The following is a 24412-nucleotide window of genomic DNA, read 5'->3' on the forward strand; positions in this document are numbered from 1 at the left end:
GTGTCCAAGATTTGACGCTTACTCTCCACTTTCCCTCTCCTCGTCTATCAAGTAATAATCCACTCGATAGACAATATCCGCAAAACTCATTTCCTCTGTGTTTAAGGGTTCATAGATTTCATTTATCACTCCAGCTTTTTTAAGTTCAATGGAAACAACGTGTATCCATTTCTCATAAATATTAACTAACATTCTCGGTTCTGTACTCCTGAAATATTGCTCCATACCATATCTCCCATAAATATCGCGAATAATTGCTCGAACAATCTATACAGCAAGTTTTTCATTCATCAATAACCTCTCCTTTTGAATTAGATTTTCATTTTTAAAGAAAGCTATAAGTTCGATATCATTTTTTGAGCTTCAGCCTAATCTCCCCTTTCAATACGGTTAGGAAATAAACACAATTAAAAACGCCCAGTCGTATGACTGAGCGTTTACTGTATGAAATATGGACTTTTGTTATGAATACAAAAAGTCTTCATGTAATGTTGTTTCCCATCCTTGTTTCTAATAAATGTGGTTACCTTAAATTAACCATAAACATTTTTCTGAATGATATCAAGTAAAATAAACAAGGCTTCCCCCATATATCCTTATTCCTAAAAAAAGAGAAACAGAGGTCATTGTCTATTACCTCTTTTTACCCTGTAACTGTGTTCCGAAAAAATAAACTCACTCGATTTTTGATTCAATTTATTTCTGTCACAATTTTATTATTATAAAAATAAAATCGTGCTATAAAAACAGGGAAAAGGCCGGAGAAATATAAATTTCTCCTTTTCCACCGTATTTTAGCCACATGTTATTCACGCAGTAACCACACCTTTATTTATTTTGTTTAACATTTTAAAGAAGAAGGTACTATAATTAAGATAAGATACAAACAAACTTAACAGAAAAGAGGTATTCACGATGAACGAAGGGATGGGAAAAGAGCAAGTCGTATCTTTCGCAGAATTCCTTCATGAATTGCAAAAAGAGTGGAGATTTCAACAACAGGGTGGAACGAGAGCTATCGCCAAAAAACAGCAGAGCTCTCGTTAGAAGTAGCAAATAAAGTCGGGGCAGTTGCTCCATTTTTGAAACGAGAGGTTGCCAAAGAAATCGTTTCTCACTCGCTTACTCGTCTTGACCGTTATCGGTTAGAAGATGTGGAGAAGATGCTACATGTGGTTGCAAAAGAACTCCAAATGAATACCAATCTTTCTGATGAAGTGAAAACCTATGTACAACAAAAAAAGAGCAATAACAAAATAAGATATAGATAAACAGGACAGTAAGGAGATGGGAAAATGAAGTTGATTCCTTCCAAAAATCCACAAACCATTACCTATTCACAATACGAACGGTACATCTCTGGAAAATTGGAATTAATAAAAGGGAATTTGTTGTGGAGTGAACAGGAACGTATCGAATTGTTGCTGCTACTTTTGTATAATGTAGGATTAGAAACATTTCTTCGACACTTACCAAAAGAAACGATAAGTGAATTAAAAACTTTATTAGAAAGTAGTGAGAAACAAAGTCGTTCGAACACAAGAGGATTAAAACGAACGAGGAAGATAAATCATTTACAGCCTCGTACATCCGTTCACGATTGGGGCGTGAAGGAAATCATCGATAAAATGAATAAAGCGATTTCTTATTTAGATAAAGAGGAAAACAGATAACACTAAGAGAAAAAACTTGCCCAAAGTGAAAAAGACCCTAAAACGAGTAAAAGTTCCTATGCCAACACCTTCCTCATACGAAGAACCAATGAAGAGAGATACCCAATATTAGTTAAAGTTTCTAAAACAACTTGCAAAGCGAATATGGTTGATTCGTTAAAAGATATTGTACTATTAATCATAAAAAAACTTCATTCTTTTTCATAAATCAGATAAAGTTGGTCTAATACAAAATAAAAATAATCAATAAAGAATTTATGTTTGTATTCATCGCCAAAAAAAATTTCCGTTTAATCGGTTTCCGTTTTGAAACAACGTTTTCCTTCCCCTTCTAACATTATCTTCTTCCCTATTTCATTATTTTCTCTCCCATATCCCTTTACAAACAGGGCATTGAAAGTGGGTTACCCTATCGAGTTCTCTGTTATAAATGCCAATTTTCTTGCTACCATATTTCACTTCATTCTTTTCTTGGAACTCTACGACTAAATCAACATTACAAAATGGACAACGTTCAAAAGGTCTTTTTTCCATGCTCCCCCTCCTTTTGGAGTTATTATACCATATAAAGAAATTTAGAAAATGTTTCCTTCATGTTATGAACTTAAAAAATAGTAAGGGGATTGGTTTTACTCTCTGCTTAAAGTTTTTCATGTAAGCCAATATTGCATCTTAACATGTTTGATTTCCACATGTTTTTTGGAATTATTCTTTTCCTGTCCCCTATTCCCTAAATGAAAAAAGAGAAACATGGTTCACCCCATTTCCCATGCAATTTTTTCTCTTTTTTCATCCTAACTATGTTCAGTCATAATAAACTCCTGCTACTCTCCACCCCTTCAACCCGCATTCCTACGCCTCCTATATTTTTCCATTCATAATAAAGTCGTTCACGAATCGCTCATTTTCTCGATTTTTGCTTCGATTTTTTCTGGCAGAACTTTATTATGTTTGAAAATAAAGTCGTGATAGAAAATAGGGGAAAAGGCTTGAGGATAAAGGATTTTCCCTTTTCCCTCTTTCCTTTCCCCTGCCTTGCTCCTGCCCTTTTGCACAACTTTATTTTGATTTTGCTACGACTTTATTTTATATGGCAGGACTTTATTTATTCCTTACACTTTAATTCCAACTGTGTGACGGATTCAACATGTGCGGTCATTGGGAACATATCGACGGGTTGGATGTGATGGATTTTGTACAATGGGCTTAGCGTCTGCAAATCTTTGGCTAACGTGGAAGGGTTGCAGGAAACATACACCATTCTCTTAGGCTTTATGTTCATGATGGTTTTCAAAAATTCCCGGTCGCACCCGGATCTAGGCGGGTCAACAACCACAACATCCGGTATCCAACCTTGTTTTTTCCATTTTGGCAGCCACTCTTCAGCTGTTCCAGTTTCATACACAAAATGCGACATGCCATGCTTTTCGGCATTTTTACGGGCATCTTCTATTGCTTCCGGGATGACATCCATACCACGTACTTCTTTAGCGTCTTTTCCAAGCCACAGTCCGATCGTTCCAACCCCGCAATAAGCATCTAACACTTTTTCCTTTCCGGTGAGCGAAGCTGCTTTTTTCACTTCGTTGTAAAGCTTGATCGTTTGTTCAGGGTTTAATTGGAAAAATGCACGCGCGGACAGTTCATAACTGAATTCTTCCAATTGCTCTGTAATGGAAGGCTCTCCATACAACAAATACGTTTTCTCTCCGAATATCAGCGATGTCTTTTTTGGATTCACATTTTGCATAATGGAGACAACGTTTGGCAGTCTTTTTTTGATTTCATCCACAATGAGTTGTTTTTTCGGAAGTTCTTTATGAGTAGTAATGAGAACCACTTGAATTTGGCCGGTTTTTGTCCCAATTCGAGTGACGATGGTTCTAACAGCAGGAGTTTTGGTGCGTCCGTCAAAAATAGGAATGTGCAAGTCGGACAAGATTTCTCGAATAATCTGCGTCGCTTTATCCGTTTCTGGATGCTGAACGATACATGTTGAAATATCGACCAGCTTATGAGAATTCAATTGATAAAGCCCTGAAATCACCCGCTCCTTTTGCTTTCCAAGCTGAAATTGGCTTTTATTCCGGTAGTGCCACGGGTCTTCCATGCCGATGGTTGGCCGAATTTCGATTTGTGTTATATCAAACTGGGTATGGCGTTCAAGAGCTTGAATTAAGATATCCCGCTTTTCGACCAATTGACGTTCGTAGGACAAATGCTGCAGCTGGCAGCCTCCGCATATCTCATAAACGGAACATGGGGGTTTTACACGAAAAGGGGATTTCTTTCTGATTTTTTTGATTCGCCCTTCCGTAAAATTGGGATGCACATTTGTCGCTTCCACCACTACTTCTTCTCCCGGCAGCGCGCCGGGAACAAATACAACTTGCCGTTTAAAATATCCAACTCCTTCTCCATTGATTCCAAGTCTTTTAATCGTAAGCGGAAAAGTCTGGTGTTTTTTAATTTTCACTTGTTGATTGGAACTCACGTTTCTTCACTCGCTTTCTGTTCTTAAAGCGCATGCAGCCAATATTACGGTCTTCATTATGGATCATCTTTTGTTCTAATGACAACATATTTACATAAAAAATAGTATAAAGAGGCTAGCTACAAGTCTTAAAACGTGAAAAGCCATAGATAAACCGTGTATGCTCTAGTCGACCAAAACAAAAATCGATACGGAGTTTTTATTTATGGCTCAAACACAGTATACCACCAAAAAAACGCCTATTTAAACAGCTTACACCCTTTGATAGCGGGAAAATAGTGAGGGACAATCACTTCAAGCCATCGCTGATGCGGTGGGCTGCCATAAAAGCACCATTTCCCGGGAGTTAAAACGAAGCACCGTGACTCAGATGAAGACAAATGGAAAGCTATTTGAAGCTTATTTTCCGGATACGGACAAACTGGTATACGAAAAAAACCGGAAAGCCTGTGATGCCAAATTTAAGTTGGATGACGAAATGAAATTCATCCAGTTTGCAGAAGCCAAAATCCTAAGAGATGTTGGTCACCTGATGAAGTCTGTGTTATGCCAAAAGCGCCACGGCCTATTTGAAGGTGCCCTTATTCCTACCAAGACACTCTATAACTATATAGACATAGGGCTTATTGGTATTGCTACCAATGAAAGTTCGACTCAACACCAGGAAGAAGCAGTCCTACCAAAATAAAAGGGTCCTGGGTCGGAGTATTGAAGAACGACCGGCCGAAGTCAACGACCGACAGGAATTCGACCGCTTGGAGATCGATACCGTCATTGGCAAAAAGTCGAACGACCAGACCTTGTTGACCATTACTGAACGGGAAGACACGCAAGGAGATCATTATAAGGGTCGATGCAAAGGATGCACCGTCCATCAGTGATGCTATTTCGTGCTTGAAGAAGGACTATGGTGAGCAATTCCCGAAAGTCTTCAAAAACATCACTGCTGACAACGGGTCAGAATTTGCCACCTTGCCACAGTGCTTAAAAAAAGAACTGAAGTCTATTTCACCCACCCATATACCTCCAGTGAACGGGAGACCAATGAGCGCCAAAATGGGTTAATACGGCGCTTCATCCCTAAGGGGAATCCATTTCGACCAGACCATCGCCTATGCGAAAAACTGGTGCAACCGCCTTTAAAGGAGGATCCTAGGATAGAGGACACCGGATGGATTCTTCAAGGAGGAGCTGGCCCTGTTGGCCTCTTAAACTCATCAGCACGGGTCAGTTTGTTGAGTGTTTAGGCAACTAACATGACATGGAGCCTCCGCAGGCATGATTCTCCTGTCGAGAAGCCAGAGTTCCAACATCGGCATCATCTAAGGAGGCGATCATGCCTACCGCTCCATATAAAATTGCGCGGAGTGAGTCCTATATCAGTTAATTTTCATGTTCGACAACAGTTTATTAGGGTCATCATCAGGTGTTGCATTTAATATTGCAATTTAAGAATAAAAAATTATATACTTAAATTGCAATATTAAATGCAACAAGTATTGAAAGACCAGATAACCCATGATTAAGTAGAATCGGGACACTCTGCGCGACTTGACGTGGAGTGGTGGGCATGGTAGCCTGGTTGGCCCAGCCAGTACCGTATACCTGGCTTCATGGCTGGTAGCCATGCCCGCAGAGGCTCTTTGTCAAGTTGCTAAAAACCAACCCTTTGGGTTAGCTGGCTTAAGGTTAAGAAGCTAAGCCAGCTAACTCTATTTGGAAACACTCCTCAGGTGTACGATAATTGAGGATCTTCCTTGGAAGATGGTTACACCAATTTTCAACATAGGTAATGGTTTCGTCTGCCACAGAGGAAATGGGTCTCCCCTTTGGTATGAAGCGCCTAATAAGGCCATTATGACGCTCGTTGGTTCCTCGTTCACAGGATGTGTAAGGGTGTGTAAAATAAACCTCTGTTAGATCTTTTTCAACACTAAGGCCGAGGTCAGCAAATTCAGAACCGTTATCAGCCGTAATGGTTTTAAACACTTTAGAGAACCGATTACCATAAGACACTTTCAACTGAGATATGACTTCTGAAACGGATAGACTATCCTTGGCTGTCACTCTCAAAATTATTTCTTTACGGGTTTTGCGCTCAGTAAGAGTCAATAAGGCCTGATCTTTAGTCTTCTTGCCTATAACCGTATCAATTTCCCAGTGACCAAACTCTTGGCGTTCATTGACTTCAATTGGTCGCTCATCGATACTGCGTCCTAAGATCTTCTTATTCTTCCGGTTACGTTTTTTCTTGGTGTTCAGGGTAATTTTCATAGGTAGGTCAATGTTTTTAACGCCTATAAGTCCTAGATCAATATAGTTATAAAGGGTCTTGGTGCAAACCATTTTGTCTTTGAATTTCCCATCACGTTTGGCTCTCCCACATACCGCATCAGGAGACCATTTCTTATCAAGGATCTGAGTTTCGGCATACTTAATAAACTCGATGGCATCGTCTAGTTTTAGCTTGCGGCCACAGGCTTTCCTGTTTCTCTCATAGAGAAGTTGACCTGTGTCTGGAAAATAGACATGAACAATTTTCCCGTTGCTTTTTCTTTGTGGCACTGTACCTCTTCTTAACTCACGGGAGATGGTGCTTTTGTGACAACCAACATAATCTGCAATCTCCTGTTGAGTCTTACCAGCAGCGTGTAAGGCCGCAATTTTCCCACGGTCATAAGCCGTTAAGTGTTTGAAATGCCGAGCTCCTATGGTAGAATTAGTAATTGCCATAGATAAATCCTCCGTATCGATATTGTTTTAGTCGACTTAATCATACGTGGTTTATCTATGGTTTTTCATTTTTTATGCTTGTTGCATTTGATTATACAACTAGCCAAAAAATTATATATAAAATCAACAATCAATTTTAATAAAAAACAACCAGCTTCATACTGTTGATGGCAATTAAGAGTTTGCATAAACTAGTGCATATTCACCGCTTTACATGGAGTGGCGGGTCTGATAGTCTAATCTGCCTAGCAAAGCCATACGGCCCGCCCCTTTTCGATGAATTATACCCGCAGAGGCTCCATGTCAAGGGACTTTGCTTATGAAACTTTATACAGGAAGATGAATATAATTATTTGCCATTTGATTCATTTTTTAATTGCCAAAAACATTCATACGAAGTTGGTTGTTTGAAATTAGATGTAAAATGAATCAAAAAAAGATTTATTCCAATAACAGTTTGTTTCGTCAAAACTCATATCTTCTCAGACAATCCAACAGTTCTGGTTTATGTTTTGACTAGCTTTTATATGGTGATTGGTTTTTAGATTGATTTTTCGCTTTTGATAAAAATTTATAGGTCAAATAAACACCAATGAATCCCCCTATGGTATTTAGAATGATATCATCAATATCAAATACTCCTCTTTTGAAAATAAACTGTATTAACTCAATAAATAAGCTTGTATATAAAAACACTTGTAAAGAATTAAATATCTTATTTTTGGTAAATAGCAAAGCAACGATCCCTAGCGGAATAAACATGAATATATTAGAAATGATATTGATAATGAAAATGTTATTATTCACATTTTGGTGTTTAAAAAGATTTAATAATGGAATGAAGTTATATTGTCGATGGTAAACCCCATCCTTAAAAAACACAATCGATACTAAAAATACTAAATAAATAATATAAAAAGAAACGAACTGCGTCCGATAGTTTTTTATACTAAAGTTTGATTTTCTAGATCCAAATAGTAGATTCACAACAACCCATAATACAACGGCTAATATTAATCTACCTGAAATAAAAATAATGGCACTTGAAACAACATTAATAATATAATCATCTACAAAGTAATACATGATAAATTGGGAAGCAATCAAACACACTAAAAAAATACCGATTTGTTTTAATATTTTAACAGTCATTATCTTCACCTCTTCAAAAAAAACTTAGACGGCACAACCAACACAATAAATTAGTTGTGCCTTTTCCATTTCTCTTCAATAGTGTTTAAATATTCATTTGGTTCTTTTTTGAATCTTCTTTGTTTTATATGCTCGCCAATACGTTGTTCCCATTTATTCGCTTCAGTTTTATATGCTGAATAATTAACATTTTTTATCATTTGTAGCCCTTCCTGTTCATTAGAGACATTTTCTACAAATACAATGTTTTCACCGTGTCGGATAATATATCGATTCCAAGTCCGACTACCTGTGATTCTTCGGTGTTTTTGCTTTATTCTTCTAAAAAAGAGTTCTAAATCATTATTCGTTCTCGGTATAAGTGGATAATCATAAAAGGTGAAAAGTCCTTTCCAAAATCCTTTACTATACTTTAATAGGTTCTCTACAAACGGTTGATCTTCTTTCCGATTAAGCTCTTTTTCCATTTGGTTTAAATATTGCTTCAATCTGTTTTCGACCCAAAAACTTGTTTTATTCTCAGAAGGTTCCATAATGGTGGCAATCCTTTTAAATCGTGTATCCCAACGTTTTACGAGTTGATAATCTTCCTTATAGTTATCCACATTTCTGACTATTCTGAACAAATTTTCAAGTAGAGGAGTCCCCTTTTTTATCCAGGCATTTTTCAATCGAATCTTTAATCGCATTCGTTCGTTCAAAAACACAAGTGCCTGGTAATTCGAATGGTGGCTTACCATCTTCTAGAAGAACGGATCGAATAGCCGCAATATAGTCACTTGCTACCTCTTCTTCTATGTTTTTAGATGGAGAATTTTCAATTTTTCTTTCAACTTCCCTTATTCCCCTTAGCTTCTTTTTGATATTCGTTTTTAGTTTTCTATCTTTTTCAACTAATGGTTTGGCTATGTCTTTAAAGTAATGAAACTGACAATATTGATACGGAATATCTGGAACTATTTGTTCAATTGCTAAACGAATGGATTGTTGCCCATCACTGATAAAACCTTGGATTGGATAACCCCAGTCTAAAATGGGTTGAATAATACCTATCAGTTCTTGAGAAGCACTGCTTTTTAAATTATGTGCAGCTAAAATAGTACCACTAAGAACTTCACGGATGACATACAATGTTTCGTTACCTTTTTCGGGTTGGACACCATCAATAGATAAGACAAGTCCTCCATGTTCTTTCACAATATTTTCTAATGTCTCTTTCATATTTTCTTTAACGCTTGCCCGCAGTAATAACGCATATCTTTCATAAAGTTTCTGTACTTGCCTCTCAGAAATTTTTACTTCTTTTTCCGATAAGATAGTAGCTATCTCAGATCGAGTCTTATGTTCTTTAAACCGTAAATATCCGATATATGCGATGACATCCATTCCATAAGTAATGTGCTTCATACTTAATTGTTCGGCTTCAGCTGAACGATATACGGTGTCATTAGAACAGGAGTTATTCTCACATCGGTATCCTAGATTTATGATTTTAAATTCACCTTTTAGGGTAGAAATTGTTTTTCTCCAAACAGGGTGACAGTATACTAATTTATTACCACATTCTGGACAATTAGTTATCTCGGGTCTAAAGTATTTTGATTCGATTGGATTTAATCTATTTTTGGTACGCATAAATAATCACCAACTTAAATAAAATTCAGGTCTATTATAACCTAAATTTAATGTTAGTGTTATTTAGGTACCGTCAAGAATTTTGTGTTATGCAAGATAGATAGGGTATCTCTGAAATGGATTTGGAATGGATAGGGGTTCGATTTCCTCCACACAGGAGACTGAATATTCAGTCTCCTGTGTGGAAAGGGAGAATCCCTTTATTTTGTTCATTTACAATATTTGGTTAGTTATAACGTTTTTCAAACATTTGTTGAAGGGCTTCATAGGCTTCAGCAAATCCTCGTAATTTTCGTCCTGCCCATTTCTCATTAAAATCTTGGATGGTCAAATACACGACTTTTTCAGCGGCTTCTAAACTACTCAAACTGTTCATCGGCTTTAGACGTTTCCGAATCTCTTTGATCGTTCGTTCAATGGCATTGGTCGTGTAAATCACACTTCGAATACTGCTTGGATAATCCATAAATGTAAGGAGGACATCCAACTCATTGGCCCAAGATTGAACTTCTCTCGGATACTTGTTCGACCATTTCGACTCAAACTGTTGAAACATCTGTAACGCAATCTCCTTATTCGGTGCGCGATAAATCAGTTTGAGATCCTCTGCCACTTCAAATTGATCTTTTTTCCGAACACGATTTAAGGTATTACGTACTTTGTGAACGACACAGCGCAGCACATCGGCTTTCGGATAAACAGCCTTAAAGGCTTCCTCTAGCCCCGGAAGGCCATCAAATACGCCCAGAAGCACTTCCTGTACGCCTCTTTTGTAGAGCTGTTGAAGAATCTCTTGCCATCCATAGGCACTCTCCTGTCCTCCTACGAAAAAATCAAGAATTTCGCGATATCCTTCTTCGTTGACCCCCAACACCACATAAATCACTTCTTTCTCCACGGTATCGCGACGAAGTTTTACATACAATCCGTCTAAATATAAGACAGAATAACGTTTGTTCAGGGGACGTTTGTGCCATTTCTCAATGTCTTCTTTCACGATATCGGTCATACGACTGATCGTTGAAGGAGAATAGGCCTTGCCTAAAATTCGTTCAATAAACTTGCCAATTTCACGCGTACTCATACCACTTTGATACATCTTGATGATGGCTTCCTCGAGCCAGCCCGTATGGCGTTGGTAAGGGGCAAACAGCTGCGTTTGAAATTCCCCGTTTCGGTCTCTTGGAACAGAAAGTCCTTCGATACGACCATACTGCGTGTCTAGGTTTCGATGGTAATAGCCGTTTCTTCTATTCGACGTTCCCTCTTGTTCCATTTCGAGGAAAGTCTGGATTTCTTCCTTCATGATCAGCTCTAATTTTTCCTTTACAAACTCACGAATAACGTTTTCCAGTTGATTCATCCAATCTATATTCGATATACTTTTAGACATAGGTAGGGTACTCCTTTCTCTAAGATTTTTGCCAAATCAGAGAATACCCTACCTTTTTCTTTTGGTCTAACTAAATGATTGACACAAAATTTTATACATCATCGTTATTTATTCCGTCTAAGAAAAAAAAGAGATAGAAAGAACTATCTCTTTTCAGAGTGTAGACAAAAGGCATCCGAATGTGTGTATTCGGATGCCTTTTGTCACTTTTATGCTTTCAAATGTTTGGAATAGACCCCTAGAGGGGTCTATTTTATGTTATTGCTGGACTTTTCCATGTCCAGCAAGCCATCTTTTTCAAATTCATTGCAGCAAAAGTTAGCATCGCCTGCATGGACAATTTTTTTAGACCTCTTAAGGTTGTCCAACGCATACCATGCTTTTCCTTTGCATCAGCAAAAACACGTTCAATAGTTTCTTTCCGTCTTGCATAAATGCTCTTATTCTCTTGTGTATGCCGAAGATGATCAGCTTCCTCTAAATAAAATTCCCATACATGTCGCTGAATTAGTTTTTTATGCTCCTTACTTTGGGTGCACTTCGAGAGGAATGGACAATCTTTACACTGGACTGGATCAGAAAAATATTGACGATAGCCTTCCTTCGTCGTAGTTGCATATTTTAACACTTGTCCTTGCGGACAAAGATAACAATCGTAGTATTCATCGTAAACATACTCATGTTTTTTGAAATAACCATCCTTTGTACGAGGGCGAGTATAAGGTAAAGCAGGGGTCATATCATTTTCAAATATGTATTGGGCAACGGCGGGAGTTTTATATCCAGCGTCAGCAGCAACTACAACCGGTTTTCCATGTTTTTCTATGACTTTTTCAAGAAGCGGCTCCAATACGGAACTGTCATGAATATTCCCTGGCGTTACAATAGCCCCCAAAACAAAGCCATTTCGATCCGCAGCAGCATGGAATGAGTAAGCAAACTGTTTTGTTCGCTCGTCTTTTACGTAGTAACCACTTTCCGGATCAGTGGTACTTTCTTTTATTTCTTTATATTCTTCTTTCCCAAATTTATCTGGAGGAAATGGCTTTTTTCCATGTGCTTCTCGATCAGCATTTATCTCATCTTGTAGACGTGCTTGATAGGCTTTCGTTTCTTTTCGAACCACTTTCTTCTCAAATTTATGCTTATTCGCACTCGCTTTGACATGAGTAGAATCAATAAAGACATGCTCACTGCTTATCAGCTTCTTATCTGCAGCTTCTTTCAAAATGCGATAGAATATCTGTTCAAATAAGTCTGTATCCTTAAAGCGTCGCTCGTAGTTTTTCCCAAACGTTGAAAAGTGAGGTACCTTATCATAAAAACCAAATCCAAGAAACCAACGGTAAGCCAGATTCGTTTCGATTTCCTCTATAGTTTTTCGCATGGAACGAATACCGAAGGTATATTGGATGAAAGCCATTTTAATCAATACAACTGGATCAATACTTGGTCGACCTCTTTCCGATGAATACATGTCTTGAACAAGCGAATAGATAAATGAAAAATCAATCGCAGCGTCGATTTTACGAACCAAATGATCTGCAGGTACAAGTTGGTCTAAAGCTATCATTTCTATTTGATCACGATTCATCTGTGTATTTTTTGTTAGCACTTCATCCACCTCAATTCATTACGGTATCTTAATTATACAAAAAAATAGATTTATTAATCGTCTATATTAATTGCTCCAACTGCCCCAAACATGGATTTCTCTACATCCTATGCATTTGCCACTTATTTCGACAAACTTTAACTTGTAGGTACCATCTGAAAGACCACTAGTGCTTAACGATTTACCTGTTACATCTGAAGATACTGTACCAACAGTCTTCTGATAACTTTAGCCAAGCAAACCTTTACGGAAAGCCTGTATAGAAACAGTTCTTCCTAAAGTATACTCTTGAGAGTGTTTAACAGAAATACTTCCATCCGTTACATTCAATGAACCAGCTGTCATAACGGCGGTAGTAAAATAACCATTGTAGCTGTCACTGGAAGCAAAAGCCACCCCCGTGAAAATGATACTAAAAACACCAATGAGAGCTATAATTCTTGATACGTATGCCAAAGAAGTCATTTACGTTGTTCTTGGTGTCAATGAAGAAGGTTATCGTGAAATTCTTGGCTTTTACGTTGGAGACAAGAAAGCGCGCATGGCTGGCAAGAGATTCTCCTAGACCTTTATACACGCGGTGCTCATGAAGTCTTACTTGGTGTTTTTGATGGACTCCCAAGTCTTGAAGAAGCCTTTAAAGCCGTCTATCCGAAAGCCGATGTTCAACGATGTGTGGTCCACAAAGTAAGAAATACGTTAAACAAGGTAAAGAAAAAAGACCAATTTGAAGTGGCTGAAGACCTAAAGCTGATCTATCGTTCGATAACAAGAGACGTAGCCATTCAAGCCTTTCATGAGTTTAAAGACAAGTGGTCTAAAAAGTATCCTAGAGAAGTCCAATCTTGGGAACAGGATTTAGATGTCCTCCTAACATTCATAAAATATCCGACCAGTATTCGTAGTGTCATCTACACGACCAATGCGATTGAACGAACGATTAAAGATATACGTAAACGACTCAAAACGATGAACAGCTTAACCAGTATTAAAGCAGCAGAAAAAATCACGTTCTTAACGGTACAGGACTTGAATGAAAAATGGTCCACTAGAAAACTTAAAGGGTTTTCTACGGCATACAAGGCACTTCAAGATATGTTTGAAGAAAGATACTGAAAGACCAAATTTTATTCATGAAGAACAGAGTCTAGGGAGACTAAGTTGTCTTATATGAGACTGAATATTCAGTCTCATATAAGACAACTAAACACCTCCTCCAAGATTAAAAAAACGTATCTGAGAATACTCTCTTACACAAAATTCTTGACGGTACCTTTTTACTTGAAGAGAATCATCCATATAATTAAATAAAATTCATATGAAATTGCTACTTTCCTAAAAATCACTAATACAGTGTTTACTGACCAGGTAGGAATGCTCCTAAACTGCTAATGCCGGCCACGATGACGAATAAAATAACGAGAAGAATCACCACTTTATTTTTGCTTAATCCTGCTGCTACATGCAAACCTATCCCTAGAACGACATAGTACCAAATGCGAAAAATATCGAAGTTTTGAGCTATGGCATGCAACGTTTTATTTCCCGTAACGAGAGGGGCAAGACTTGTAAAGGAAGTGACTTTGTCTGCACCTACTGCGAGGTTAATGATTTCATTTATAATACCGCCTATGACAGAAATCACGCTTGCATACACTATAATGGCAAATAGTTTTTTATACTTTGTATCATTCCCCATCAACATCATGCAGATTTTGTAAAATAGAGCTGTTAATAAAAAACCGATGATACCTGAAAACATGCTTCCTATAACAGCTGTTCCAATCGTAAAAGCGGCCGGAACGTGAATATCCAACTCCTTTAAAGCGGTACTGTTTAAACCTATATATCCGCCAATCCCTCCAGCAATCGCAAACAACACCATCATATAAAAAAGAGGGAGCCCTATTGGCGCGTTTGTTTTCATTCTTTCAAACTGAACAACTGGAGAAAAAATCATGCCGCTTAAAGAAGGTTTTTTCATGATCTCTTGATTCACTTCAACTTTTGTTTCCATCTGATCTCTTCCTTTCCATTATTCATAGCGTAAAGCTTCAATGGGTTCCATTTTAGCCGCTTTATTGGCCGGAATTAATCCAAAAATAATGCCTAAAACCATGGAGAATAATACTCCTCCTATGACCACTTGAGGCGATACGAGGGGAGGCCAATGGGCAAAGGCGGATATGATGTAAGCTCCCCCTACTCCTAAACCGATGCCAATTATTCCGCCTAAAAGGGTCAGCATCATCGATTCAATCAAAAACTGTAATAAAATCTTTCCTCTTGATGCTCCTAACGCTTTTCGGATCCCAATCTCCCTTGTCCTCTCTGTGACGGATACTAACATAATATTCATCACACCTATTCCGCCAACAAGCAAAGAAATGCTCGCAATCCCGGCGATAATCATGGTCATAATATTCGTTATTTTTGAAATCCCTTGTTTTAACGTTTCCAGATTAAATATGACATATTTCCCTTTTAGATCAGCTGATTTCGTATGATTGAGCATATTGACTGCTTTTTTACCGGCAAGCTCTAATTGATTCACATTCTTGGTTTGAATGGTAACGGATTGAATTTCATCGGTTCCGAATAGCGCAGGCCAAATGGATATCGGTAAAAGCACTTCTGGTGAATCCAATCCAAATGATGGATTTCCCGTCTTATAAACGCCTACAACCTGAAACGGCTGCCCCTTGATCGTAATAATGGAACCGACAGAACGATCTCTTTTAAAAAATTCTTGTTCTGCTTTCTCATTGATCATCACAACATTATTCGATTGAGAAAAATCATGTTCAGACAACATGCGTCCTTTTGTTACTTGTACCGAATGAACCGCAAAATAGTCATGAATAATTCCTGTTACACTGGCATTGATTGGTTTATCTCCAATCATAATCGAATCCATGCTTGTATTAGTAGGAATAACGTGAGAAATCTCAGGTATCTTCCTTAATTGAAATAAGTCCTCTTGTGTAAAAGTAGGAGCGTCATTTATAGATAGATCCGATAGTTCGTCCTCATCCGGTTGAAATTGAATTTCTAACGTATTATTGCCCGAACCCGCCAATTGGGATTTTAATGCTTCAGAGCCTCCCTGTCCGATCGCTACTACCGCAATAATGGAACCAACCCCAATAATGATTCCCAACATGGTTAAAATAGAACGCATTTTGTGAGAGAGAATAGAAGTGAGCGCTATTTTAATGCTATCTAACAAATTCATAGACTATACCTCTCGTCTTGTATGATTTTTCCGTCTTTAATATGGATATGGCGTGAAGTATAAGCAGCTACCTCTTTTTCATGTGTGACAATGATAATGGTGATTCCTTCTTTGTTTAATTGAGTAAAAATGTTCATGATTTGCTCACTAGCGGTAGAATCTAAAGCTCCTGTCGGTTCATCGGCCAAAATTAACGTTGGTTTGGTCGCAATCGCTCGAGCAATCGCCACACGCTGTTTTTGTCCTCCCGATAGTTGATTAGGTAAATGATTCATACGATCAGCCAATCCCACTTTTTCTAAGGCTTCTATCGAACGTCTTTGTCTTTCTTTTTTTCTCATTCCGCCATAGAGAAGAGGGAGTTCGACATTGGCTAAAGCTGATAAACGAGGCAGCAAGTGAAATTGTTGAAATACGAATCCGATATATTGATTTCGAATAAGAGCCATTTTGGATTCTTCTGCCTTCAAAACATCGATATGATTAAGGATATAGCTTCCACTAGTGGGACGATCTAAACAACCGATAATATTCATAAGTGTCGATTTTCCTGAACCGGATGGCCCCATGATGGAAACGAATTCCCCTTGTTCAATCTCCAGGTTGATATTTTGAAGAGCAGAAACTTCTAAAGATCCTTGTGAGTAGTTCTTTTGAATATTTTTTAAGCTAATCATTTAATCTCCACTTCCATGCCCGAATCCATCGTGTGAGAAGGATTTTTCACCACTTTTTCTCCTTCTTTTAAACCATCTACTACTTCCGTCCATTCTCCCGTGCTAATCCCAGTAGTAATGTTCCGCTTTTGCACTTTTCCTTTTGACATGACATATACAAAGGTAGAACCACCTTTTTCCTGAACACTGTTTTGCGGAACGGTCAATACTTTTTTAGAGGACAAGACGACCTGAATGGCTACATGATACCCTGGAGATAATCCCTCTTGAGAATGAAGTTTTGCTTTAAAGGTATAATAAGAAAGATTGGACGTCGATTGTCCTGCTTCTCCGGAAAACTGTCCAGTTCCTGGATTAGTTGCTGCAGGGAACTCGCTTACCTCTACAATCTTCCCATTCCAAGATTTATTGGGTACAGCATTAGCAGTTACTTTAATCGGCTGATTAGCTTGTATTTGTGCTTTTTGCAATTCCGTTAAAGTTCCTTGAATTTGAAATGGTTCTTTCGAGACAATATTCATGATAGGCGTTCCTTGAAGACCCATCGTTTCTGAAGAAGTTCCTTCATCTGTAATCCCAGTACTTTCTTCTAAATCTTGATGCAAATTTTTCACATAACCATTTATAGGACTATGTATCGTTAATTGATTTAATTTGGTTTGTAATTCTTCTTCTTGCAATTGATTTTTTTCCATTTCTAACTCAATGGTTTTTTTCTGACTTTCCAGCTCCTCTAATTGAGATTCTAATGATGAATTGTCGCTTGCAGCCTTTTTTTCTTTTTCCAAAGCTTTGATTTTGTCGTTCACTTGATTGTAATTCAACATCGTTATTTTTTTATCAATGCTTGCTTGTTTTAATTGTAGATTTAAGTCATCATTTTCATAAGTGAACAGCTTTTGGCCTTTTTCTACCTCTTGGCCTTCTTTTACATAGATTTCCTTTATCTTCCCTTTGGAAGGATCGAGATAAATTGTTTCTACTTTTCCTGGCACAACTTGGCCGGAAATCAGTTTCGTATTACTAATTGGTCTTTTTGTGACACTCATCAGCTGAACGGACTTTGTCTCGTTCTTTCTTTTTTCCATAAAAATCACATTTATCGCGACCACCAAGAGGATTAAAACAGCAATCCCGGCCACGATCCATTTCTTTTTTGTATTTACTTTTTCTGTCCGTTCCAATTCCATAATATTACGCCCTTATTTATGGACTATGCCTCCTTCCATTAAACTTTTAAAAAACGGAAAAAAATTTAAAAAGATCCCCCCTTTTTATCACACAAAATCTCTAACAAATCATAGAAAATATTACCAAACAACCATCTATTTTACAATATTTTTACAGATTATTTATAAAATTTCATAAAATTGTTAGTTTTAACTATAAAAACACAAAATTTTGGATAGAAATTTTTTAGGTTCTATACTAAATGTTGGGGTTAAGAGACTTTTCAGACAAAATAAAAGCACTTACGAAGATCTCCCTTTAAAATGATAGTTGGCCGACTACATAGAAAGGGAGATTTCGTAAATGCATTCTCATTTTATCACAAAACTGCTTGGGTTAGAAGATGTTGAAATCACTCATGTAGTGGACCAAATCACTCACTTTGAAATCCATATTCAAACGCCTGTAAAAGTTCAAAAAAGCCCCTGCTGTCAGAAGGAAACTTCCTCTGTCCATGATGATCGGATTCAAAAGATTCGTGATGTAAAGGTCTTTGAAAAATATTGCTTTCTCATCTTGAGAAAGCGACGATACAGATGTAAGTCCTGTGGAAAACGGTTCTACGAACCCTATTCTTTTCTAGAACGTTACCAGCGCCACACGAAACGACTCCTCCAAGCTCTTTTGGTTAAAGTGAGGGAGTATAACTTTAAGCAGGTTGCCAAGGAAACAGGACTTGGGCATTCCACCGTCATTCGGCTCTTTGACAAGTACTATTCCTATGACAATAAGGCCCTCCCGAAAGTTCTGGCCATTGATGAATTGAAAGGGACTTCTGAAACGGGCAAGTACCAATGTATCATTGGCGATCCTGTAAACCGAAGGGTTTACGATATCATTCCTAACAGGAATCTATCCACCCTAAAGGAATACTTCCGTACACTTCCAAGGGAGAAAATACAGATGGTGGTCATGGATATGTGGCAGCCCTACAAGACGCTCGCTTTGAAAAGTTTTGATAAACCGATTCTGGTGGTCGATCGATTCCATTATGTTCGGCATAATGTCTGGGCATTGGAACGGGTAAGGAAGAGAGTCCAGAAAAACTTTCAAGAGAAGGATCGTAAATCCATGAAGAAGTTGCGTTATCTGCTTCATAAGCCACATGCCCATTTGAATGCAGATGAAATGGAACAGCTGAACTATTTCTTTTCACTGGCCCCTGACTTAAAGAAGGCCTATATCGTAAAAGAGACCTTCCATAAGTGGCTGAAGGAAAGTGACAAAACAAACGCCAAAAGAAACCTTGAGCACCTCTATAAGGTCATAGAGGAATCGGGACTCGAAGAATATCAATACATGAAAAGAACATTCAAAAACTGGGAAAAGGAGATCTTAAATTCCTTTCTCTTCCCTTACACGAATGGATTTATTGAGGGGATCAACAACAAGATAAAAGTCATCAAACGAATGTCATATGGCATTCGGAACTTTAAGAGACTAAGAAATAAAGCTTTATGTTCACTCATCTAGTCAACTACAAAAAAAGGGGCACTTCGATAAGTGTACCCCAACAATTGACATAGAGCCATAAAAAACAAAAAGTTGATAAGAGAACTGTTTATTCTCAATCACTTTTTGTTAAGACTGGGCAATTATAAAATTTCGTAAGCAATAAACATCTGCAATTGTTAATTTACTAGTTTATTAGAAAATCTAATGAAAAATAATGGGAAGGTAAAAAATTCTTTACATTCATTATATATAAAAAAATACATTAAGTAAAAAGTTTTTTACATAAATGCTGTTATGTTTTCCTCTGTGAGTTGATAGCACTAGAAATCTTTGTCCAAACGTCTAATCTAATTGAAATATTTAGTAAAAATGCAGGTCTACCTATTCAGAGAAAATCCGTAACATATTGGAGTTATGGCAAAAAATTTGTGAAAAGTCTTCAAGCACTTACCGGAATCGCCTTGTAGGTGATTTTATCAAAAAGGTCATCACTGGATGCTTAAAGGGCGGATAAGATCCAACTGACGGTAGAAAGAAAAAGAAATGTGGCCTCTCGAAGAAAGAATGAAAGTTATTATTTAAAAATGGTTGCCTCGGTGGCAAAGCTTTAATGTAACAATCGACCTTATCAAACATCGACTCGTGTGTAGTTTAGTTGTTCATAATTAACCTTATGTTGTTATATCGTCTCCTACTTACTTAGAGATACATCAATGGCTGCGCAAACGTTCTGTATTTCTTTTTCGACTTCCTCTTTATCTTACCCATGTAAAGAAAAAACTAAGTATTGATATATATGAAAGAGGACATCCTAACCCAAGCCTTTCGTTCAATCATGCAAAAAACTTTTGACACTTTTGTCTGAAAATTATATAATAAATATGTCAAAAACTTTTGACATAACAAGTATTAAGTATTATAAAAAAAGGACGGTTAACGTGATGGAGAATCGAATTCGATTGCTTCGAGAACAAAAAATGCTATCTCAAGCCCAATTAGCTGAACAATGTAATGTAACAAGGCAAACTATAAATGCCATTGAAAATGACAAGTATGATCCAACTTTAGAGTTAGCATTTAAGTTATCCAAAGTCCTCAATACCACTGTAGATGAGTTATTTTTATATGGGAGGGAAAAATAAAATGAGGAAAGCGGATGAAATGGAACGATATCAAGCTGATAAATCGACAAAAATTTTATCCTATTTCTATTCCTTAGCTCTATTAATATGGACTTTTTATGATGTCATAACTAAGGGAGAACCAGGAATACAATTTATCATTTTGTGCGTAGGCGTTATCATTTTCTTTATTTCATTGCGAATTTTTAAGAAAAAAATGTAGAAAACATTAACCTATCCCCTTCAGTTAATTGAATAAACTGTTTATTAAATAAAAAAAGGTGTTGATTGATGAACCATAACCCGAATATTGGACAAGAATGAAAACTGTGCTCCTTATTCGGGTTTTTCTATGTATTCAAAATAAAAAACTGTTAATAATGCTTAGATCGTTGGCGATTTACCTATGAGGCGAACCCTTTGATAAAAAATGTCTTATCTATATATGCATATGGTCAAACAGACTATTTATCCTGTATTCAATGGAAGTACAAATGAGATACTTACCCATTATTTATCCGCTTCTTTATAGATAGATATTGTTTTTAGAACCTTAGAAAAACTTAAAGAAGCTATATTCAAATCAATTTGCCCTGAAGCGTTCCTTCATTCAAAAAAAGGGTTCCATTACAATTATCCCTTTTTTCAATATAAAGTAATAAATGAGGGGATTCATCAAATATTTAGAAAGGAAATGGTCGGGATAATGCTCAACTGAATTCTTATTCTGCTATTTAAAGGGTGAAGTAAAATCTAAAAGATGTGAAACTGTAAGCATTAAAGCAGTCAAAAGCATCATCATGGTTGTTGTCAAAAGGAATTTAAAAATGACCCCGGTTCAATACCGAGATCATTTCTAAACAGTTTAGGCATTTCCAACACTTACCATATTTATAGGGTGGTTATTTCAACCAGTCCTTCTATCCAAATTTATGGACGACACCTCCCCAAAAATATGGTTTGCGAGAGCCAACTCAATCCCGATCATAGTCCGCTGCTGGTGGGGGTTATGGGATCACTTCTTTTTGTTTTGGCTTTTTGTTAAATAATCCAAGCTTTTAAATTGATAGCCTTCTTTTTTTAAATCTTGGATGACTTTTTCTAAAGCTTCTGCGTTGTCTTTCGATACAGTATGAAGCAATAAAATCGCGCCCGGATGAGCCTGAGCCATGATGTTTTGATAGGCGTATTTCCACCCTTTTTGATTATTGGTCTGCCAGTCGACAAATGCAAGCGACCAAAGAACATGGGTATATCCTTCCTCTTTCGCCAAAGCCAATGTTCTCTCACTTAAAATCCCCCGCGGTGGACGCATATAGTTCATCTCTTTTTGCTTCGTCAATTTGGCTGTTTCCTCTTTTACTTTCTTTAATTCCAGCTTTAGTTTTTCGTCGCTCACTTGCGTTAAGTCAGGGTGGCTCCAAGAATGATTTCCAACGATATGCCCTTCTTTCACCATTCTTTGCACCAGTTCGGGGGCTGTTTTTAAATAGTGGCCTGTTACAAAAAAGGCGGCCGGCACATGTTCTTTTTTGAGCACGTCTAGAATTTGAGCTGTATAGCCATTTTCATATCCATTATCAAACGTTAAATAAAGAATTTTTTTGTTGCTTGGCCCTTTATAATAACTGCCGTACTTGGCCAACAGCTCGTCATATTCCTGTCCCGCTTCTGCCGGTTTTCCGTTTTGAGCTTTTTTAAATCCCCAGTGAATGGGTTGATTAGAAAGCGCCGATGCAGGCGTCGCCATGAAACATGCCAGCAAAAGCGCGCTTATCCATACTATCAGCGTACGTCTTCGCATGTTATCCTTCCTTTACAACGTATTTCTTGTTGCTTTCCTGCCATGAAATATAGGATCTGTCTTGCCTATTTTTTGTGAAAAAAAAGGATTCATGCCGACTTTTCCATTCCTTTTTCTGTAAGTTGTAAAATAAAAAAAGAGGATGACGAAAAGCCACCCTCCCGACTAGGATTATTGAAATACTGGTTCTTTCAATTGCGCCAATTTTTCCAATGAAGATTTCTCCACATCTTCATGCAAGCTATTTCCGTGGGAATCCATCGTGACAACGGCTGTAAATCCTTTCACTCTTAAATGCCACATGGCTTCAGGAATGCCAAATTCCATTAAATCCACGCCTTCTACTGATTGAATGCAATCCGCATAATATTGCGCAGCACCGCCAATAGCATTCAAATATACGCCGCCATGTTCTTTTAACGCCGCCAACGTTTTCGGTCCCATGCCACCTTTTCCGATCACGGCACGGATGCCAAATTTTTTCATAATGTCTCCTTGATAAGGCTCTTCGCGAATCGAAGTAGTCGGACCAGCCGCTTTGACATGCCAATTTCCTTCGTCATCTTTCAGCATGACCGGACCGCAGTGATAAATGATTTGACCGTTTAGATCAACTGGTGCATCATGATCCATTAAGTATTTGTGTATGGCATCACGGCCTGTATACATCATACCGTTAATTTGAACAACGTCCCCTACTTTCAGCTGGCGTATTTGTTCTTCCGTAATCGGCGCTTCTAAAGTGACGACTTTTCTTTTCGATGAATCTTCATTAGATGCTGCCGTTTCTTTTTCTGCTTCCGATAGTTCAAAAGTGACTTTTTCTCCATCTTGATACAACCATTCGGAAATGGCTCCAGTATTCGGATCAATCTTAACGCCGAGACGGCGGAATGCCCAGCAGTTATAAGCCACGGAAACAAAGAAGCTGGCAGGAATTCGGTTCATGACGCCAATTTTGCAGCCAAGGAGAGTCGTTTCTCCTCCAAATCCCATCGTTCCGATTCCTAGCTTGTTAGCATTTTCCATAATATACTCTTCCAGCTTGCGCAAATCTTCATTCGGATTGACATCATCCACCGGTCTGAATAATTGTTCTTTCGCTAAATCATATCCGGATGAACGATCTCCTCCGATTCCGACTCCAATAAATCCGGCGCTGCAGCCTTGTCCTTGAGCTTGATAAACGGCATGCAAAATACATTTACGAATACCGTCCAAATCACGTCCCGCTCTTCCCAATCCTTCTAATTCACAAGGCAGGCTGTATTGAATGTTTTTATTTTCGCATCCGCCGCCTTTTAAAATCAAACGGACATCTATATAATCTTCTTCCCACTGCTCGAATTTAATGACAGGCGTCCCGGCTCCAATATTATTTCCGGAGTTCTTGCCCGTTAAGGAATCGACCGAATTAGGACGCAATTTCCCATCTTTTGTCGCCTGTTCGATCGCCTCATAAATCGCCTGTTTTAACTTGATTTGGTTCACTCCGACTGGTGTTTTGATTTTAAAAGTAGGCAGTCCCGTATCTTGGCAAATAGGCGAAACATTGTCATCGGCCATTTGAATATTTTGGGTAATAGTAGCTAAGCTCATAGCCGCTCTTGTACCGGCATTTTCTTTCCTTTTAGCAGCCAAAATGGCTCGGCGGACATCTTTTGGCAAATTAGTGGAAGTCTCTACAATCAATTGGTACATACTCTCTTTAAACTTTTCGAAATCCATGTTTTCCCCTCTCCCTTTTACTGCAAAAAATATGTATTGACAAAATAGACAAAAAATTCCCCCTATCATTATACTTTGTGAGCTGAAGGTTGAAAAGACAAATATGGAATCGGTTACAAAAAAGTTTATGGAAACGCCGTGCTTGCAGTCACGAAAGATGCCTTGCAAAGCTCTTCTTTTTTCATGCAGCACTAAATGGGTGAAACGTTCATAAGTGGAAAAAAGAACCTATCCCTTAAAATAAATCAAGCAGCCGAAAAAAAAAAACGGCTGCTATCTGTCACGAAACTGCTTGTATTTTTCTTCTATTTCCTCGACGATTTGAATTAATCGATCGATATCTTCAATATCCGTTGATTCTGGTTCCAATGAATCCAATACCGTCAAAAACATGTTCAGTCTCTCTTTTAAATAGCTCAGCTGTTTATTTGTATCATAAATTGTTTTCCCCACTATTTTCTCTCCCT

General features: G+C 37.8%; 21 protein-coding genes and 2 pseudogenes. 6 read left to right on the forward strand and 17 right to left on the reverse strand.

Features of this window, described 5'->3' with window-relative positions; genetic code table 11:
- Positions 1-18: 18 nt before the first annotated feature.
- Complete coding sequence (locus tag N1I86_RS05525; RefSeq protein ID WP_341095353.1) at positions 19-225, reverse strand: hypothetical protein; 207 nt, start codon at positions 223-225, stop codon at positions 19-21.
- 758 nt (positions 226-983) lie between these two features.
- On the opposite strand from N1I86_RS05525, the gene N1I86_RS05530 reads away from it, so the two are divergent.
- Both N1I86_RS05530 and N1I86_RS05535 read left to right on the forward strand, forming a co-directional pair.
- A complete protein-coding gene (locus tag N1I86_RS05530; RefSeq protein WP_341095355.1) occupies positions 984-1271 on the forward strand; it encodes a hypothetical protein in 288 nt (95 codons plus the stop codon).
- A gap of 24 nt (positions 1272-1295) precedes the next feature.
- Positions 1296-1673, forward strand: a complete 378-nt coding sequence (locus tag N1I86_RS05535; RefSeq protein ID WP_341095356.1) for a hypothetical protein — start codon at positions 1296-1298, stop codon at positions 1671-1673.
- A gap of 357 nt (positions 1674-2030) precedes the next feature.
- On the opposite strand, the gene N1I86_RS05540 is transcribed toward N1I86_RS05535, so the two are convergent.
- Positions 2031-2207 (reverse strand): hypothetical protein, encoded by a 177-nt coding sequence (locus tag N1I86_RS05540; protein ID WP_327824531.1) that lies wholly within the window; start codon positions 2205-2207, stop codon positions 2031-2033.
- 571 nt (positions 2208-2778) lie between these two features.
- Entirely contained in the window at positions 2779-4167 is a 1389-nt protein-coding gene (gene rlmD, locus N1I86_RS05545; protein ID WP_341095358.1) for a 23S rRNA (uracil(1939)-C(5))-methyltransferase RlmD, read from the reverse strand.
- A 205-nt stretch (positions 4168-4372) separates the two neighbouring features.
- Here rlmD and N1I86_RS05550 point away from each other — a divergent pair.
- Positions 4373-5328, forward strand: a pseudogene (locus tag N1I86_RS05550) (IS30 family transposase).
- A gap of 528 nt (positions 5329-5856) precedes the next feature.
- Here N1I86_RS05550 and N1I86_RS05555 read toward each other — a convergent pair.
- From N1I86_RS05555 to N1I86_RS05585, 7 genes are all read right to left on the reverse strand, one after another.
- Positions 5857-6900, reverse strand: coding sequence for an IS30 family transposase (locus tag N1I86_RS05555; RefSeq protein WP_048622401.1), 1044 nt, complete (start codon positions 6898-6900; stop codon positions 5857-5859).
- A 516-nt stretch (positions 6901-7416) separates the two neighbouring features.
- Positions 7417-8052, reverse strand: a complete 636-nt coding sequence (locus N1I86_RS05560; protein ID WP_327796799.1) for a VanZ family protein — start codon at positions 8050-8052, stop codon at positions 7417-7419.
- Between the two features lie 50 nt (positions 8053-8102).
- Complete coding sequence (locus N1I86_RS05565; protein WP_157404848.1) at positions 8103-8657, reverse strand: hypothetical protein; 555 nt, start codon at positions 8655-8657, stop codon at positions 8103-8105.
- A 25-nt stretch (positions 8658-8682) separates the two neighbouring features.
- Entirely contained in the window at positions 8683-9687 is a 1005-nt protein-coding gene (locus tag N1I86_RS05570) for a transposase (protein WP_156179197.1), read from the reverse strand.
- A 226-nt stretch (positions 9688-9913) separates the two neighbouring features.
- Positions 9914-11080: an IS256 family transposase gene (locus N1I86_RS05575; protein ID WP_341095363.1), complete on the reverse strand. Its 1167-nt coding sequence runs from the start codon at positions 11078-11080 to the stop codon at positions 9914-9916.
- A 253-nt stretch (positions 11081-11333) separates the two neighbouring features.
- On the reverse strand, positions 11334-12695 hold the full coding sequence (locus tag N1I86_RS05580) for an IS1182 family transposase (protein WP_048622333.1): 1362 nt from the start codon (positions 12693-12695) through the stop codon (positions 11334-11336).
- Between the two features lie 228 nt (positions 12696-12923).
- Positions 12924-13160, reverse strand: a complete 237-nt coding sequence (locus N1I86_RS05585) for a hypothetical protein (protein WP_341097405.1) — start codon at positions 13158-13160, stop codon at positions 12924-12926.
- Here N1I86_RS05585 and N1I86_RS05590 point away from each other — a divergent pair.
- Positions 13138-13811: pseudogene (locus N1I86_RS05590) on the forward strand (IS256 family transposase); the annotation flags it as partial. The gene N1I86_RS05585 and the pseudogene N1I86_RS05590 sit on opposite strands and share 23 nt — an antisense overlap.
- A 241-nt stretch (positions 13812-14052) precedes the next feature.
- Here N1I86_RS05590 and N1I86_RS05595 read toward each other — a convergent pair.
- The 4 genes from N1I86_RS05595 to N1I86_RS05610 are packed head-to-tail and all read right to left on the reverse strand — an operon-like array spanning position 14053 to position 17797.
- Positions 14053-14712, reverse strand: coding sequence for a Yip1 family protein (locus N1I86_RS05595; protein WP_341095365.1), 660 nt, complete (start codon positions 14710-14712; stop codon positions 14053-14055).
- An 18-nt stretch (positions 14713-14730) separates the two neighbouring features.
- A complete protein-coding gene (locus N1I86_RS05600; protein ID WP_340395994.1) occupies positions 14731-15930 on the reverse strand; it encodes an ABC transporter permease in 1200 nt (399 codons plus the stop codon).
- A complete protein-coding gene (locus tag N1I86_RS05605) occupies positions 15927-16607 on the reverse strand; it encodes an ABC transporter ATP-binding protein (RefSeq protein WP_003354705.1) in 681 nt (226 codons plus the stop codon). Before N1I86_RS05605 ends, N1I86_RS05600 begins: the two co-directional genes overlap by 4 nt.
- Complete coding sequence (locus N1I86_RS05610; RefSeq protein WP_341095369.1) at positions 16604-17797, reverse strand: efflux RND transporter periplasmic adaptor subunit; 1194 nt, start codon at positions 17795-17797, stop codon at positions 16604-16606. Before N1I86_RS05610 ends, N1I86_RS05605 begins: the two co-directional genes overlap by 4 nt.
- Positions 17798-18140: 343 nt before the next feature.
- On the opposite strand from N1I86_RS05610, the gene N1I86_RS05615 reads away from it, so the two are divergent.
- Positions 18141-19310: an ISL3 family transposase gene (locus N1I86_RS05615; RefSeq protein ID WP_341095371.1), complete on the forward strand. Its 1170-nt coding sequence runs from the start codon at positions 18141-18143 to the stop codon at positions 19308-19310.
- Positions 19311-20233: 923 nt separating this feature from the next.
- Positions 20234-20434 (forward strand): helix-turn-helix transcriptional regulator, encoded by a 201-nt coding sequence (locus tag N1I86_RS05620; protein WP_003354701.1) that lies wholly within the window; start codon positions 20234-20236, stop codon positions 20432-20434.
- Positions 20435-21428: 994 nt separating this feature from the next.
- Here the strand turns inward: N1I86_RS05620 and pdaA are convergent.
- From pdaA to N1I86_RS05635, 3 genes are all read right to left on the reverse strand, one after another.
- Positions 21429-22217 carry a delta-lactam-biosynthetic de-N-acetylase gene (pdaA, locus tag N1I86_RS05625; RefSeq protein WP_003354699.1) on the reverse strand — a complete coding sequence of 263 codons (789 nt, stop codon included), beginning with the start codon at positions 22215-22217 and terminating at the stop codon, positions 21429-21431.
- A gap of 171 nt (positions 22218-22388) precedes the next feature.
- Positions 22389-23945, reverse strand: coding sequence for a fumarate hydratase (locus N1I86_RS05630; RefSeq protein ID WP_341095373.1), 1557 nt, complete (start codon positions 23943-23945; stop codon positions 22389-22391).
- 273 nt (positions 23946-24218) lie between these two features.
- Positions 24219-24398 (reverse strand): SE1561 family protein, encoded by a 180-nt coding sequence (locus N1I86_RS05635; RefSeq protein ID WP_003354697.1) that lies wholly within the window; start codon positions 24396-24398, stop codon positions 24219-24221.
- Between the last annotated feature and the right edge of the window lie 14 nt (positions 24399-24412).

It is taken from the genome of Bacillus sp. FSL W8-0116, assembly GCF_038003825.1.
GTDB lineage: Bacteria > Bacillota > Bacilli > Bacillales > DSM-4216 > Bacillus_O > Bacillus_O smithii.

Excerpts from the sequence above, each read along its gene's own strand:
- N1I86_RS05525 (WP_341095353.1), bottom strand. The coding sequence starts at position 225 with ATGGAGCAATATTTCAGGAGTACAGAACCGAGAATGTTAGTTAATATT.
- N1I86_RS05535 (WP_341095356.1), top strand. The coding sequence starts at position 1,296 with ATGAAGTTGATTCCTTCCAAAAATCCACAAACCATTACCTATTCACAA.
- N1I86_RS05540 (WP_327824531.1), bottom strand. The coding sequence starts at position 2,207 with ATGGAAAAAAGACCTTTTGAACGTTGTCCATTTTGTAATGTTGATTTA.
- N1I86_RS05555 (WP_048622401.1), bottom strand. The coding sequence starts at position 6,900 with ATGGCAATTACTAATTCTACCATAGGAGCTCGGCATTTCAAACACTTA.
- N1I86_RS05560 (WP_327796799.1), bottom strand. The coding sequence starts at position 8,052 with ATGACTGTTAAAATATTAAAACAAATCGGTATTTTTTTAGTGTGTTTG.
- N1I86_RS05570 (WP_156179197.1), bottom strand. The coding sequence starts at position 9,687 with ATGCGTACCAAAAATAGATTAAATCCAATCGAATCAAAATACTTTAGA.
- N1I86_RS05575 (WP_341095363.1), bottom strand. The coding sequence starts at position 11,080 with ATGTCTAAAAGTATATCGAATATAGATTGGATGAATCAACTGGAAAAC.
- N1I86_RS05585 (WP_341097405.1), bottom strand. The coding sequence starts at position 13,160 with ATGACTTCTTTGGCATACGTATCAAGAATTATAGCTCTCATTGGTGTT.
- N1I86_RS05595 (WP_341095365.1), bottom strand. The coding sequence starts at position 14,712 with ATGGAAACAAAAGTTGAAGTGAATCAAGAGATCATGAAAAAACCTTCT.
- N1I86_RS05600 (WP_340395994.1), bottom strand. The coding sequence starts at position 15,930 with ATGAATTTGTTAGATAGCATTAAAATAGCGCTCACTTCTATTCTCTCT.
- N1I86_RS05605 (WP_003354705.1), bottom strand. The coding sequence starts at position 16,607 with ATGATTAGCTTAAAAAATATTCAAAAGAACTACTCACAAGGATCTTTA.
- N1I86_RS05610 (WP_341095369.1), bottom strand. The coding sequence starts at position 17,797 with ATGGAATTGGAACGGACAGAAAAAGTAAATACAAAAAAGAAATGGATC.
- N1I86_RS05615 (WP_341095371.1), top strand. The coding sequence starts at position 18,141 with ATGCATTCTCATTTTATCACAAAACTGCTTGGGTTAGAAGATGTTGAA.
- N1I86_RS05620 (WP_003354701.1), top strand. The coding sequence starts at position 20,234 with ATGGAGAATCGAATTCGATTGCTTCGAGAACAAAAAATGCTATCTCAA.
- pdaA (WP_003354699.1), bottom strand. The coding sequence starts at position 22,217 with ATGCGAAGACGTACGCTGATAGTATGGATAAGCGCGCTTTTGCTGGCA.
- N1I86_RS05630 (WP_341095373.1), bottom strand. The coding sequence starts at position 23,945 with ATGGATTTCGAAAAGTTTAAAGAGAGTATGTACCAATTGATTGTAGAG.